The organism is Sphingomonas sp. NFR04, assembly GCF_900114095.1.
GTDB lineage: Bacteria > Pseudomonadota > Alphaproteobacteria > Sphingomonadales > Sphingomonadaceae > Sphingomonas.
Map to the genome: position 1 here is coordinate 528,132 of NZ_FORV01000002.1, position 13,405 is coordinate 541,536.

Consider the following 13,405-nt stretch of genomic DNA (forward strand, 5'->3'; position numbering starts at 1 on the left):
CAAGGGTTCGACAAAGCCGCGCGCCGCGCTAAGGGAAGCGCCATGCCCAACACGCCGCCCCCCGATTTCGCCAGCCTGTCGCTTGCCGAGATCGCTCGACTGGCGGAGGAGCATCGCCTGCCGCCCGTCGAAAGCTGGAACCCGGCGCATTGCGGCGACAGCGAGATGCGCATCGCCCGCGACGGCACCTGGTATCACCAGGGGAGCCCGATCGGCCGCCCGGCGATGGTGCGGCTCTTCTCCACGATCCTGCGGCGCGAGCCCGACGGCGGCTTCGTTTTGGTAACCCCGGTCGAGAAGCTCGACATCGCCGTGGAAGATGCGCCCTTCGTCGCCGTCGAGCTCAAGGTCGAAGGCGAAGGCGAGGCCATGCGGCTGGCTTTCCGGCTGAACACCGGTGACGTCGTCGTCGCTGGTCCCGAGCATCCGCTGCGGATCGAAGCGCGCGAGGACGGCCCGCATCCCTATCTCACGGTGCGCGGGAGCCTCGACGCACTGGTCGCCCGCACCGTCTATTACGAACTCGCCCAGCTCGCACTGGCGCAGGACGGCGCCGCACCGGGCGTCTGGAGCCAGGGCATGTTCTTCCCGCTCGAGCCCGAAGCATGAGGCTTGCCGACCAGCTCCGGCGCGCGCTGGACAGCCGGCCGGCCCGGGCGACCACCCTGCTCCCCGGCGACCACGCCTTTTTCGATCCCGCCCAAGTGACGAGCGCCGCCGCGGTGCTGCTCGCGGTGACCGATCGCGATGCGCCGGGCGTGCTGCTCACCCGCCGCAACGCCAATCTGCGCCGCCATGCCGGCCAGATTGCGTTCCCTGGCGGCCGCATTGATCCAGAGGACAAGGATCCGATCGACGCGGCGCTTCGCGAGGCCGAGGAGGAGATTGCCCTGCCCCGCCGGCTGGTCGAGGTGATCGGCACGGTGGAGCAGTACCGCACCGTCACCGGCTATCAGGTGACGCCGGTGATCGGGGTGGTGCCGCCGGACCTCACCCTGGTGCCGTCCGAGGCCGAGGTCGCCGAGGTATTCGAAGTGCCCCTCGCCTTCCTCCTCGACGACGCCAATCATCAAAAGAAAAGCGCTCTCTACCAGGGGCATGAGCGCCATTATTACGAGATCATGTGGAACGATTATCGAATCTGGGGCGCCACCGCGGCGATGCTGGTCAACCTGTCGCGGCGGATGGCATGGCCGCGCTGACGCTGCCCGAAACCGACTGGCGTAGCAGACCCGGTCTGGATGCGCTCACCCAGGTGCTGGGGGCGGACGAAGGGCTTACCCGCTTCGTCGGCGGCGCGGTGCGCGATGCGCTGCTGGGCATTCCGGTCGCCGATCTCGATCTCGCCACGGCGCTTTCGCCCGACGAAGTGCTGGCGCGGCTGCGCGCCGCCGGCATCCGCGCGGTGCCGACGGGGCTCGACCATGGCACGATCACCGCGGTGCTCGACAGCGGCCCGGTGGAGGTCACCACGCTTCGCCGCGACGTCTCCACCGATGGCCGCCACGCCACCGTCGCCTTCACCGACGACTGGCGCGAGGACGCCGCGCGCCGCGACTTCACGATCAACGCGCTCTACGCCGATCCGAACACCGGCGCGCTGTTCGACTATTTCGGCGGGCTGGCGGATCTGGAGGCGCGGCGGGTGCGCTTCATCGGCGACCCGCTGCGCCGGATCGCCGAGGATCATTTGCGCATCCTCCGCTTCTTCCGGTTCCTCGCGCGCTTCGGCGACACGCCCGATCCCGAAGGGCTCGACGCCTGCACCGCCCACGCGCGCGACCTGATGGCGCTCAGCCGTGAGCGTATCCGCGACGAGCTGCTAAAGCTGCTGGTCGCGCGCGACGCGGTGGGCGTGACCGCGCTGATGCTGGAGCGCGGCATCCTCGAACCGGTGGTGCCGGAAATCACCACAGCAGCGAAGTTGGCAGAACTCGCCGATCGCGAAGCCCGGCTCGGCGCCGCACCCGATCCCATCCGCCGCCTCGCCGCGCTGCTGCCGCGCGATCCAATCACGGGCGATCTGATCGGCGCGCGGCTGAAGCTTTCCAATGCGCACCGCAAACGGCTGGTGCTCGCGCTGACTGACGGCGGGACCGACGACGCCCGTGCCCTTGCCTATCGGATCGGCCGCGAGGCTGCCGAGGATCGCCTGCTGCTTGCCGCGGCCGACGATGCCGAGGCTGCTCATGGCTGGGCCGCGCTCACCCATTGGGAGATCCCGCGCCTGCCGCTCACCGGCGGCGCGCTGGTCGAACGCGGGCTCGCCAAGGGGCCGGATGTCGCCCGGGCGCTGCGTGCGGTAGAAGATCGGTGGATCGCGGAAGGCTTCCCCAATGCCGCACGAGTCGATGCGATTGCCGACGCCGTGGTGGCTCAGGCCTTGAACGCCGCGATCAGCGCGAAGGCGGCATCGCCGGGCACCGGCCGGGAATAATGATAGCCTTGGCCATAGGTGCAGCCCAGCGCGCCTAGGGTCTGTGCGAGCTCGGGTGTCTCGATGCCCTCCGCCGTGGTCTGCATGCCCAGCGCATAAGCGAGGCTGAGGATCGCGCGGATGATCGCAACCTTGTCGCGATCGGCGAGCATGCCGGTGACGAAGCTGCGGTCGATCTTGAGCACGTCGATCGGCAGCTTCTGCAGATAGGCGAGGTTCGAATAGCCGGTGCCGAAATCGTCCATCGCCAGCGTGGTGCCGAGATCCTTGAGCGCCGACATGGTCTGGGCGATGCGATCGGGATCGCTGACGATCGCGCTTTCGGTCAGCTCCAGCGTGAAGCGCGAGCCGGGCATGTTGTGGCGATCGAGCGCGTTCTTCACCATCGCGCCGATCTGGTCGCGCTGCAGCTGGATCGCCGAAAGATTGACCGCGATCTTCACGCCGCAATCGCCACCGGCGCGCACATCCCATTCGGCCAGCGTGCGCGCCGCTTCCTCCATCGCCCAGCGGCCGAGCGGAACGATCAGGCCCGATTCCTCGGCAACGGGGATGAAAGCGTTGGGCGAGATCAGCACGCCGTCGTCATTGGTCCAGCGGGCCAGCGCCTCGAACGAGGTGATGCGGCCGGTGCCGAGATCGCAGATCGGCTGGAAGTTCAGGGTCATGCAGCCATTTTCGATGGCGCGCCGCAGCTCGGTCTCGATCGCGAACTGTTCGCGCGCCAGATCGAAGGCGCGGGTGTGATAGAATTCGGTGTGACCGCTTTTCTTCGCGCGGCGCACGGCGAGCTGGGCGTTGCGCACCAGATCCTCGGGATCACCGTCGATATCGGTGCCGAGCGCGATGCCGATCGAGCAATCGATGCGGATCTCGAAATTGGAAAGGCGGAAGGGATTGGTGAAGGCTGCATGGACGCGCTTGGCGACCTGCACGGCGTCGTCGGGTCCGTCGTCCAGCGTCATCAGCACGCCGAATTCGTCGCCGCCGATCCGTGCCAGCACGTCGCGCCCGCGCAGCGCCCCCTTGATGCGGCGGGCGACCGAGATCAGCAGCTCGTCGCCGGCCAGCGCGCCCATGCAGGCGTTGACGCGGCTGAAACGGTCGAGGTTGATCACCAGCACCGCATGCGCCGCCGCCCCGCCCTCGCCGATGCGGGTTTCGAGCTCGTCGGAGAAGCCGGCGCGATTCGGCAGGCCGGTGAGGCTGTCGGTCGCCATCTCGCGGCGAAGGCTCTGCTCGGTGCGGAGTTCGGAGGTCTGGTCGACCAGCGTGATCAGGCAGCGCGGCTCGGCCGGCCCACGACGGGCGAGCACCACGCGGAAATGGCGGCTGTCGACCTCGCCGCCGAAGCGCCAGGCGATTTCTTCCTGCTGCTGGTCGGAGGCAAGGAACTGGCCGATCCGTGCGCCGAGCAGCTGGACCGCCGGCGACTCCTGCGCGGTGCAGCCGAGCCCCGCGCTGCGGAAACTGCCATTGACCGCCGAGAAGACATAACGCCCGTCCTGGATCTCCAGCACCGCGGCCGGGATCGGCATCAGTTCGAGCAGCCCATCGGTTCCTGGCGGCAGCGACGACGACAGGTCGTCGATCCCCGGAGCAGGCTCCGCGGTACGCATACTCAGAGCCCGGACCCTTCGAAACGCCATCCCCTCCGGCATAGCCGCAAACTAGTTAAAGCGGCCTGAAGGACAGGAGCGCATCCGCAGGTTTTATCTATCAAAATTTGTTATCGCGCGGGAAGCCCGTGGGTGGCATTCGCCCCGCTGCCCCGCGCGCGGCACGCCACGGCATGACGTCGGGTTCGGAGCGATAGCGCTCCTGCTCCCCGCCCATCCGCCAGCGCAGGCCGTCGGCGAACTTGAAGGTGATGACGTCGGAGAGGCCGCCGTCGCGGTAGCGTTGCAGCTGCACCCCCTGCCCGCGCGTCATCTCCGCCACTTCGGAAAGGGGGAAGACCAGCATCTTGCGATTGTCGCCGATCGCCGCGACGAAATCGTCTTCGGCACCGATCGGGCGGACCAGCTTGAGATGCGCGCCCGGCCGCGGCGTCATCACCTGTTTGCCCTTGCGGGTCTCTGCGATCACTTCCTGACTGCTCACGATGAAGCCGCGGCCATCGCTCGCCGCGACCAGCAGCTTCGGCGCGGTGCTGGCGGGCAGCAGCGTGACGATGTGCCGCTCCGCCTCCAGGTCGATCAGCAGCCGCACCGGCTCGCCGAAGCCGCGGCCGCCCGGCAGCTTGTCCGCCCCCAGCGTGTAGAAGCGGCCATTGTCGGCGGCGAGCAGCAGCTTGTCCGTGGTCTGCGCGTGGAAGGCGAGGAACGGGCCGTCGCCTTCCTTGAACTTGAGCGCCTCGCCGCCGAGATCCTCGACATGCCCCTTCATTGCGCGGATCCAGCCGCGCTGCGAGAGGATGACGGTGATCGGCTCACGCTCGATCATCGCTTCCAGCGGGATCTCGCGGGCAGGCGCCATCTCGACGATCGCCGTGCGGCGGGCGCCCAGCGGCGTATCGAGACCGTAACGCGTGATCATCTTGCCCAGCGCGCGCTTCATCCAGGTCCGCTGGCGGGCTTCCGAACCGAGCAGCGTCTCCAGCTCCGCCTGCTCCTTCTCCAGCTTGTCCTGCTCGCGGCGTAGTTCCATTTCCTCCAGCTTGCGCAAGCTACGCAGGCGCATGTTGAGGATCGCCTCGGCCTGGCGATCGGTGAGGTCGAACTCTGCCATCATGATCGGCTTGGGCTCGTCCTCGGTGCGGATGATCTCGATCACCCGGTCGAGGTTGAGATAGGCGGTGATATAGCCGCGCAGCAGCTCCAGCCGGTCGGCAATCTTCTCCAGCCGGTGCTGCGACTTGCGCTGGAGCACCACGAACTGGTGCTCCAGCCAGCCGGCCAGCGCCTCGGCCAGGCTCATCACCCGCGGCGTGCGGTTCTTGTCGAGCACGTTGAGGTTGAGCGGCACGCGTACTTCGAGGTCGGACAGGCGATAGAGGCTGTCCATCAGCGTGTCCGCATCGACGGTGCGGCTGCGCGGTTCGAGGACGATGCGGATGTCCTCGGCCGATTCGTCACGCACGTCGCCCAGGATCGGCAGCTTCTTGTCGTTGACCAGCGCGGCGATGCCTTCGATCAGCTTCCCCTTCTGCACACCATACGGGATCTCGCTGACGATCAGGTGCCAGCCGCCGCCCTTCTCGGTCACCTTCTCGATCTTGGCGCGCACCCGGAAGCTGCCGCGACCGGTGGCATAGGCCTCGGCAATCGCGGCGGGGCTGTCGACCGCGATGCCGCCGGTCGGGAAGTCCGGACCCTTGACGAAGTCGAGGACGTTCGCCTGCGGGTTGTCGATTAGCGCGACCGCGGCCTGCATCAGCTCGGCGGCATTGTGCGGCGGGATGCTGGTCGCCATGCCCACCGCGATGCCTGCGGCGCCATTGGCGAGCAGGTTGGGGAACAGGCCCGGAAACAGCTCCGGCTCCTCGTCCTCGCCATTGTACGTCGGGCGGAAATCGACGGCGTTTTCGTCGAGCCCGTCCATCAGGTCGATCGCGACCTGGGTCAGCCGCGCCTCGGTATAGCGATAGGCGGCGGCATTATCGCCGTCGATATTGCCGAAATTGCCCTGCCCATCGACCAGCGGATAGCGCAGCGCAAAGGTCTGGGCGAGGCGGACCATCGCGTCATAGACCGAGGCGTCGCCATGCGGATGGTATTTACCGATCACGTCGCCGACGACGCGTGCGCACTTCTTGTATCCGCTCGCCGGATCGAGCCGCAGCAGCCGCATCGCCCAGAGCAGCCGGCGGTGCACCGGCTTCAGCCCGTCGCGGACATCGGGCAGCGAGCGCGCGGTGATCGTCGACAGCGCATAGACGAGGTAGCGCTCGGAAAGTGCGCTGTCGAAGGGCACATCGGAGGCGCCGGAGGGTTCGGAAACGTCGGTGTCGAGGCTCATCGCCACCCCGGATAGCAGGCGGGAGGGGCAAACGCCAAGGGCGTTCCCCTTATGATCCGCCGCATGTCGCGAATTGTTTCGGGATCAGCCGACCAGATGACGGAAGAAACTGCGGTTCTTCTGGATCAGCGGCCGCAGATGCTCGGGCACCTCGCGCAGCTTCAGCCTACGGATCGAAGGCGTGCGGTGCGACGGCCCGATCGAGACGAGCAGCGAGAGCATGCCGCGGCGATGCTCCGGCGGGGTGCCGCGGTGAAGCGCGAAGGTGTTGACAAAATAGACGTCACCCTTCTCGGCCAGCACCACGCCCGCGCCCATCGCCTGCTTGAGGGGCTCCAGATCCTCGTCGCGGAACCGGCGCACATCGTAGAATTCGCGCAGGCCCGATGTCTTGGGGATCATCTCCAACGGCCCGTCCGCGCGCGTCTCGATTGGCGAGAGCGGCACGAACACGCGGATGAAGTTGAGCGGCTCGGCGCAGTCGCGATGCCAGTTCTGGTTCTGATAGGCGAAGCCGACCGGTTGCGAGATCCAAGCCCAAGCCCAACTGAGCGCCGCGCGCGGCCCCAGCGTCTCGCGGCAGAAGGCGATCAGTTCGGGGTTGCTGCAGATTTCCAGGAATGCCGGATCTTCGAACAGCCGCTGCGCATCCATGTAGAGAAAGGGATGGTCGGTTGCCTCGGGTACGCCGCGATGCTCGAACCCCGGAAGATAGGGATCGTTGAAGATCTGCGGTGCGAACATCGCCGCCGCCATGCGATCGACCAGCGCGGGATCGAGCATCTTCTCGGCGAAGTGGAAGTCGATCTCCTGGAACTCGGCGGCACGGGGCGTGCGGCCGGTGCGCGCCAGCGGTGCGCGCAGCACCCGCTCGATGCGGCCCAGCTTGCGCAGGCGCGCGGGGTCGTTGGACCTGGTGCGCAGCCAGAAGATGTAATTATAGGCATAGTTGTAGAAGGCCATGTAGCGCAGCCGCCCCAGCCGCGAATCGCGCCTTCTGCCTTCGGCGACCTGCGCGGTGTACGGCTTGATGCCCGCTTCGGGGGTATGATCCAGCCCCACCAGCCTTGCCTTCCCCAAGCGCGTCATCGTGACCTTCCCGTCCTGCCTCACTGCTTCCCATTCTAGGACATGTTCGCCCCGAAGGCGGCGGTGCGGCAGAATTTGCCGGGCTGGCACCGGTGCAACGATGCCGTAATCCGGCCACAATTACGGCAGGAATGTGGCTTGACTTTGTCCTAGCCAAATGATGGGATTTGCACATCACCACCAAGGAGGTTGTCGATGCGCAAATTTCTCGTGCTCGGTTGTGCGGCACTCCTCGCCGCTTGTTCCTCCAATCAACAAGGCGGCGCCGGGGAAACGGTGACGGAAGCGGAGGTGCCGGGGAAGCCAGGCGTCGATCCGCTCAAGCTCGCCCTGCCCCAGCTCGCCTATCGCTATACCCTCAGCTTCCTGCTCCCCGGGGCGCGGCTGGCCGAGACTCAGGACCGCCATCGCGCGCTCTGCGAGCAGCTAGGGCCCGCACGCTGCCAATTGGTCACGCTCACCCGCAACGACGCCGAGGGCCGTGCCGGCGGCGCCCTGCTCAAGCTCCGCGTCGCAGCCGCCGATGCGGGCTATTTCACCGGCGAAGCGGCGCGGCAGGTGTCGGCGGCGGGCGGCCGCGCGGCGAACACGGACGTTGCCGGCGAGGACGTGTCGAAGGACCTGACCGATACCGCCGCGCGCATCCATCAGCGCGAACTGCTCGTCGCCCGGCTTACCGAGACGCTGCGCACCCGCAAGGGATCGGTCGCCGACCTCGTCAATGCCGAGCATCAGGTCGCCGCGGCACAGGAGGAACTCGACAAGGCGCGCAGCTGGCAGCGCGAACTCCAGGGCCGCGTGGCAATGGCGGATGTCGAGATCCGCTACCAGGCGCTCGCCGCCCCCGCTTCCAGCGCCAGCGTCGGCACCGCGCTCGGCGAGGCAGCGCAAGGCTCGGCCTCGGCCTTTATCTGGGGCATGCAACTGCTGCTGTCGCTGGCAATCTACCTGCTGCCCTGGGCCGCGGTCTTCGGCGCCGGTGCCGGCGTCGCGGCGCTGCTCCGCCGCTCGAAACCAGCCGCGTGACTGCTCGTCCCGCAAGGGGCGCGGCGCCGCATTGCACCCCCGCCCCCCTTGCGGTATAGCGCGAAGCCTTCCAGAGCCCCGGCGGTCACGCGGAGAAATCCCGTGGAGCCGGGGCAACGCATTTCCAAGGGACTAGGCCGACATGGCACGCCGCCGGCAAATCTACGAAGGCAAGGCTAAGATCCTCTACGAGGGTCCGGAGCCGGGCACGCTGATCCAGTATTTCAAGGACGACGCAACCGCCTTCAATGCCCAGAAAAAGGGCACGATCAACGGCAAGGGCGTGCTCAACAACCGCATCAGCGAGCATGTCTTCACCCTGCTCGGCGGCATCGGCATCCCGACCCACTTCATCCGCCGCCTCAACATGCGCGAGCAGCTGATCCGCCAGGTCGAGATCGTGCCCATCGAGGTCGTGGTGCGCAACGTCGTCGCCGGCTCGCTGGCGAAGAAGCTCGGCATCGAGGAAGGCACGCCGCTGCCCCGCACGATCGTCGAATATTACTACAAGGACGATGCGCTCGGCGACCCGATGGTCACCGACGAGCATATCCTGGCGTTCGGCTGGGCCGCGCAGGAAGAACTGCACGACATGGCCGACATGGCCATCCGCGTGAACGACTTCCTCTCGGGCCTGTTCGCCGGCATCGGCATCCGCCTGGTCGACTTCAAGCTGGAGTTCGGCCGGATCTGGGAAAACGACTATCCCCGGATCATCCTGGCGGACGAAATCAGCCCCGATGGCTGCCGCCTGTGGGACATCGCCTCGGGCGAGAAGCTCGACAAGGACCGCTTCCGTCGCGATCTGGGCGGCGAAGTCGAGGCCTATCAGGAAGTCGCCCGCCGCCTGGGCCTGTTCCCGGAAGGCGACGGCTCCGACGTGCTCGACCTCGAGACGCACCGCAAGAAGCGCGGCAAGTAAGTCCGCGCCGATCCTCCCCTGCAAGGGGAGGTGGCATGCCGCAGGCATGACGGAGGGGTGTCCCCGCTGGTAGGGCGGGGCGCCCCTTCGCCGTTTTCACCCCTCCGTCGCTTCGCGACACCTCCCCTTGCAGGGGAGGATCTTCATGCCTCGCCCCACGATTTCCGATTGCGACTTCGGCCCTCTCGCGCCATAGCGCCGCCCATGAAACTCCGCATCATCGTCACCTTGAAGAACGGCGTGCTCGATCCGCAGGGCAAGGCCATTCAGAACGCGCTTGGCGGCCTCGGTTTCGAGGGCGTCGAGGATGTCCGCGCCGGCAAGATCTTCGAACTGGAGGTCGCCGATTTGACGAGCGACACCGCGATCGATGAGATGTGCCGCAAGCTGCTCGCCAACACGGTGATCGAGAACTACCGGGTCGAAAAGCTGTGAAGACCGCGGTCATCGTTTTCCCCGGCTCCAACTGCGATCGCGACATCGCGGTCGCGCTGGAGAGCGTGACCGGCACCAAGCCGCACATGGTGTGGCACGGCGATAGCGAGTTGCCCGAGGGCCTGGGCCTGATCGCCCTGCCCGGCGGCTTCTCCTATGGCGATTATCTGCGCTGCGGCGCCATCGCGGCGCGCTCGCCAGTGGTGCAGGCGGTGGTGGAAGCTGCCAATCGCGGCACGCCGGTGATCGGCATCTGCAACGGCTTCCAGATCCTCACCGAAACCGGACTGCTGCCGGGCGCGCTGATGCGCAACGCCGGGCTCGACTTCGTGTGCCGCGACGTGCCGCTGGTCGTCGACAACAGCCAGTCGATCTTCACCAGCGCCTATCAGGCGGGTGAACATCTCTCGATCCCGGTCGCGCACCATGACGGCAATTACTTCGCCGATGCCGAGACGCTCGATCGCCTCGAAGGCGAAGGGCGCGTTGCCTTCCGTTATGGCGAGAACATCAACGGTTCGGCACGGAATATCGCCGGCGTGATGAACGCCGCCGGCAACGTGCTCGGCATGATGCCGCACCCGGAACGCAAGATCGAAGTCGCGCATGGCGGCGACGACGGCCGTCGGCTGTTCGAAGGGCTGCTCGCCGCGGTCGCCTGACCGCCGCGACGACCGAATTCAGGGTCGCGGTCCCAGGACCGCGGCCCTTTTGCTGTCAGAAGAGCATCTTCAGCCCGACCACGGCGAGCGTCGCGGCAAGGATCGGCACCAGCACCTTGTCCGAGGTGCGCGTCGCCAGCAGGCTGCCGAGGATGATACCGGGGATCGATCCGGCGAGCAGCGACGCGAGCAGCGCGCCGTTCACCGACCCCAGCATCCAGTGGCCGAGTCCCGCGAGCAGGGTCAGCGGCACGGCATGGGCGATGTCCGAGCCGACCAGCTTGTTCACCGCCTGGTGCGGGTAGAGCATCAGCAGCGCGGTCATTCCCAGCGCCCCCGCCCCCACCGAGGTGAGCGACACCAGCAGGCCCAGCACGGCGCCGAGCGCGATGGTGACGTAGCCGATCCGCGCCTCGCCCAGCCGGTCGAACCGGGGCGCCATGAACAGCACCAGCCGGCTGCGGAAGAAGGTTGCGATCGCCGTCACCACCAGCGCGATGCCGAGCGTCACCGTGATCACTCCGCCGCTGTTCCTGGCATGCTCCTGCGCGCTCGACAGCAGCAGCAGCGTGAGGATCGTCGCCGGCACGCTGCCAGTGGCCAGCCGCCGCACGACCTTCCAGTCGATCGTGCCGTGCAGGCCGTGCACCCCCGCTCCCACCGTCTTGGTGGCGGAGGCATAGAGCAGGTCGGTGCCCACCGCGGTGGCGGGGTGGAACCCGAAGGCGAGGACGAGCAGCGGCGTCATCAGCGAGCCGCCGCCGACCCCGGTCATGCCGACCAGCAGCCCGACGAGCACCCCGGCGATGGAATAAAGCGGATTGAACGCGAGCACGGGAATCCTTGGCAGCCAATTTCCCACCAGCATGCGGGGATTTTCCCCGAACGCCAGAAAGAATTGGTTTCAGGCCGGTGTCCGCCCGCCCCCGCCCCGGCTCAGACGCGCGTTGCGAACGGCGTGAAGTCGGTGCCCTCGTCGAACACGTCGACGCCCTCGGCGCGCTTGAGGAAGCCGACGACCAGATAGGTGAGCGGCGTCAGCAGCACTTCCCAGCCGACCTTGAGCACCCACTGGGTGAACAGCACCTTCACCACCAGCGCATTGGTCCAGCCCTCGGCGCCCCAGAAGGCAAGCGGATAGAAGATCAGGCTGTCGACCGCCTGCCCCGCCACCGTAGAACCCACGGTGCGCGTCCACAGCATCCGCCCACCGGTCCACAGCTTCATCCGCGCCAGCACATAGGAATTGACGAACTCGCCCGCCCAGAAGGCACAGACCGAGGCGAGCACGATGCGCGGCACCTGGCCGAAGATGACTTCGTACGCCGCCTGGTTCTTCCAGTCCGGCGCCGGCGGCAGCGCGACGACGACCCAGGACATGAAGGCCATGAACAGCACCGCCGCCGTCCCCGCCCAGATCACCCGGCGTGCGCGGGCATAGCCATAGACCTCGGTCAGCACGTCGCCGATGATGTAGGAAATGGGGAAGAACAGGATGCCCGCCCCGAACGGCCAGTAACCGACGCCCGGTAGCCAGATCTGCGCCACCTTGCCCGCGCCGATCACGTTCGACAGCAGGATGATCGCGACGAAGGCAGCCATGACGAAGTCGAAATAGCGGAAATGTCCGCCCGCTAGGCTGCGGGCGGTGACGTGGCTGGGGCGGGGCGGCGTATTCATCGAGCGCCACTATGCGAGGCGTTTGCCCCCCGCGCAATCTGCGCTTAAAGGCATGCCGGTGCGCGCCCGTAGCTCAGTTGGATAGAGCACGAGCCTTCTAAGCTTGGGGCCGCTGGTTCGAATCCAGCCGGGCGCGCCATTGCTGTTCCGCAGTACACAGGGCGGGTTTACCCCTGTTCCATCGTCCTAGGCGGAAGATGGCAAGCAACTCGCCCGCGCCACATATTCAAGCCCGGCCTGGAGGCCCTCAACAATGGGGTCGTGCGAGGCTCAGCGCGCTGGTCGGTTTGGCACCAGTGTCCATCGGCGCATTCACCTTCAGCCGCACCGTTTGACCAGCGATTTGCGCCTTGACCTCGTTGCCGTCGAGAAGCGGAACGACGATCCGTTCGTCGCCACCTGCCGAACGGCACCGGAATCTTCGGCTTTTGTGGACCGCTGCGCAACGCGCGATGCAGGCCAGGATGGCGCTACTCGCGCGCTTCGTATCCGGTGGGAAGGTTTACCTGCGGTGCTGCGCTTGCGGCGTCGCGTCGCCGCGCAGCGCCTGCAGCGCATCGACGATCCGACGGGCTTCGGGCGCCGCGATCGTGTGGTTTATGCCGTCGAGCGCCAGCGGCCGGGCATTGGGACAACGCCGCTGCAGCGCCGGCAGCAACTGCACGCCGATGCGCGTGTCCGCCGTGCCATAGGCGAGCAGCGTCGGCAGCGCCGGGGCCGCGGCGAGATGATCCGCAAGGGTTCGGTCGGGCGGGAAGAAGGCGGCGAACCCCCGATCCGGAGACGGCCAGACCGTGCAGCTGATCGCCGGATTGTTGACGTTCAGGCTGGCATAGCGGCGATCCTCGACATACCAGGACCGAGCATCGTCACAGGGCGACAGCCCGAACAAGCGTGCGATCGGCGCCATGAACCCGCGGGGCAGAACCCCCTTTGTCCCGGTGAGCGCCCGCGAGGGATCGACGGCGGTAGCCGCATGCTGCGCCACGGAGCGCCCGTCCCACCCCGTCGTGCCCGCCCATGCGACGCCACACAGGACGAAGCCGGTGAGCGGGAAGGTCGCCGTCCTCACGTGTTCCTCTCAGTCATGCGGCGTGCCGTCCGGATGGTGGAAACCGGTGAAGTGACAGGTCGCGCCCCCATCGGTCGCCGAGATCGACGGCGGGACGGACGCGGTGGCGAGCTGCTCTTTAC

General features: G+C 67.2%; 13 protein-coding genes and 1 tRNA gene. 8 read left to right on the forward strand and 6 right to left on the reverse strand.

What is annotated here, in order from left to right; genetic code table 11:
• The first annotated feature begins 42 nt into the window (after positions 1 to 42).
• The 3 genes from BM009_RS08665 to BM009_RS08675 are packed head-to-tail and all read left to right on the forward strand — an operon-like array spanning position 43 to position 2,437.
• Positions 43 to 609: a DUF1285 domain-containing protein gene (locus BM009_RS08665; protein WP_093295419.1), complete on the forward strand. Its 567-nt coding sequence runs from the start codon at positions 43 to 45 to the stop codon at positions 607 to 609.
• Entirely contained in the window at positions 606 to 1,202 is a 597-nt protein-coding gene (locus BM009_RS08670; protein WP_093295421.1) for a CoA pyrophosphatase, read from the forward strand. Before BM009_RS08665 ends, BM009_RS08670 begins: the two co-directional genes overlap by 4 nt.
• The gene (locus BM009_RS08675; protein WP_093295422.1) at positions 1,190 to 2,437 is read left to right on the forward strand and encodes a CCA tRNA nucleotidyltransferase; all 1,248 of its coding nucleotides are present in this window, start codon (positions 1,190 to 1,192) and stop codon (positions 2,435 to 2,437) included. Before BM009_RS08670 ends, BM009_RS08675 begins: the two co-directional genes overlap by 13 nt.
• Here the strand turns inward: BM009_RS08675 and BM009_RS08680 are convergent.
• From BM009_RS08680 to BM009_RS08690, 3 genes are all read right to left on the reverse strand, one after another.
• A complete protein-coding gene (locus BM009_RS08680) occupies positions 2,377 to 4,056 on the reverse strand; it encodes a putative bifunctional diguanylate cyclase/phosphodiesterase (protein ID WP_093295424.1) in 1,680 nt (559 codons plus the stop codon). The genes BM009_RS08675 and BM009_RS08680 overlap by 61 nt on opposite strands.
• 100 nt (positions 4,057 to 4,156) lie before the next feature.
• Positions 4,157 to 6,397 carry a DNA topoisomerase IV subunit A gene (parC, locus tag BM009_RS08685; RefSeq protein WP_093295425.1) on the reverse strand — a complete coding sequence of 747 codons (2,241 nt, stop codon included), beginning with the start codon at positions 6,395 to 6,397 and terminating at the stop codon, positions 4,157 to 4,159.
• Positions 6,398 to 6,481: 84 nt separating this feature from the next.
• The gene (locus tag BM009_RS08690; protein WP_093295427.1) at positions 6,482 to 7,486 is read right to left on the reverse strand and encodes a phytanoyl-CoA dioxygenase family protein; all 1,005 of its coding nucleotides are present in this window, start codon (positions 7,484 to 7,486) and stop codon (positions 6,482 to 6,484) included.
• Between the two features lie 195 nt (positions 7,487 to 7,681).
• On the opposite strand from BM009_RS08690, the gene BM009_RS08695 reads away from it, so the two are divergent.
• The 4 genes from BM009_RS08695 (at position 7,682) to purQ (ending at position 10,531) form a co-directional block, all read left to right on the forward strand.
• Positions 7,682 to 8,512, forward strand: coding sequence for a DUF4349 domain-containing protein (locus BM009_RS08695; protein WP_093295428.1), 831 nt, complete (start codon positions 7,682 to 7,684; stop codon positions 8,510 to 8,512).
• Positions 8,513 to 8,654: 142 nt separating this feature from the next.
• The gene (purC, locus tag BM009_RS08700) at positions 8,655 to 9,434 is read left to right on the forward strand and encodes a phosphoribosylaminoimidazolesuccinocarboxamide synthase (protein WP_093295430.1); all 780 of its coding nucleotides are present in this window, start codon (positions 8,655 to 8,657) and stop codon (positions 9,432 to 9,434) included.
• Positions 9,435 to 9,638: 204 nt separating this feature from the next.
• Positions 9,639 to 9,869, forward strand: a complete 231-nt coding sequence (purS, locus tag BM009_RS08705) for a phosphoribosylformylglycinamidine synthase subunit PurS (protein WP_093295431.1) — start codon at positions 9,639 to 9,641, stop codon at positions 9,867 to 9,869.
• Positions 9,866 to 10,531, forward strand: coding sequence for a phosphoribosylformylglycinamidine synthase subunit PurQ (gene purQ, locus BM009_RS08710; RefSeq protein WP_093295433.1), 666 nt, complete (start codon positions 9,866 to 9,868; stop codon positions 10,529 to 10,531). The genes purS and purQ overlap by 4 nt, the downstream gene beginning before the upstream one ends.
• 55 nt (positions 10,532 to 10,586) lie before the next feature.
• On the opposite strand, the gene BM009_RS08715 is transcribed toward purQ, so the two are convergent.
• Positions 10,587 to 11,366: a sulfite exporter TauE/SafE family protein gene (locus tag BM009_RS08715; protein ID WP_254772205.1), complete on the reverse strand. Its 780-nt coding sequence runs from the start codon at positions 11,364 to 11,366 to the stop codon at positions 10,587 to 10,589.
• Positions 11,367 to 11,467: 101 nt separating this feature from the next.
• Positions 11,468 to 12,211 (reverse strand): queuosine precursor transporter, encoded by a 744-nt coding sequence (locus BM009_RS08720; RefSeq protein ID WP_093295436.1) that lies wholly within the window; start codon positions 12,209 to 12,211, stop codon positions 11,468 to 11,470.
• A gap of 62 nt (positions 12,212 to 12,273) precedes the next feature.
• Between BM009_RS08720 and BM009_RS08725 the strand changes: the two genes are divergently transcribed.
• Positions 12,274 to 12,350 (forward strand) — tRNA-Arg (locus BM009_RS08725).
• A gap of 363 nt (positions 12,351 to 12,713) precedes the next feature.
• Here BM009_RS08725 and BM009_RS08730 read toward each other — a convergent pair.
• Entirely contained in the window at positions 12,714 to 13,283 is a 570-nt protein-coding gene (locus BM009_RS08730) for an alpha/beta fold hydrolase (protein WP_139216576.1), read from the reverse strand.
• Positions 13,284 to 13,405: the final 122 nt, after the last annotated feature.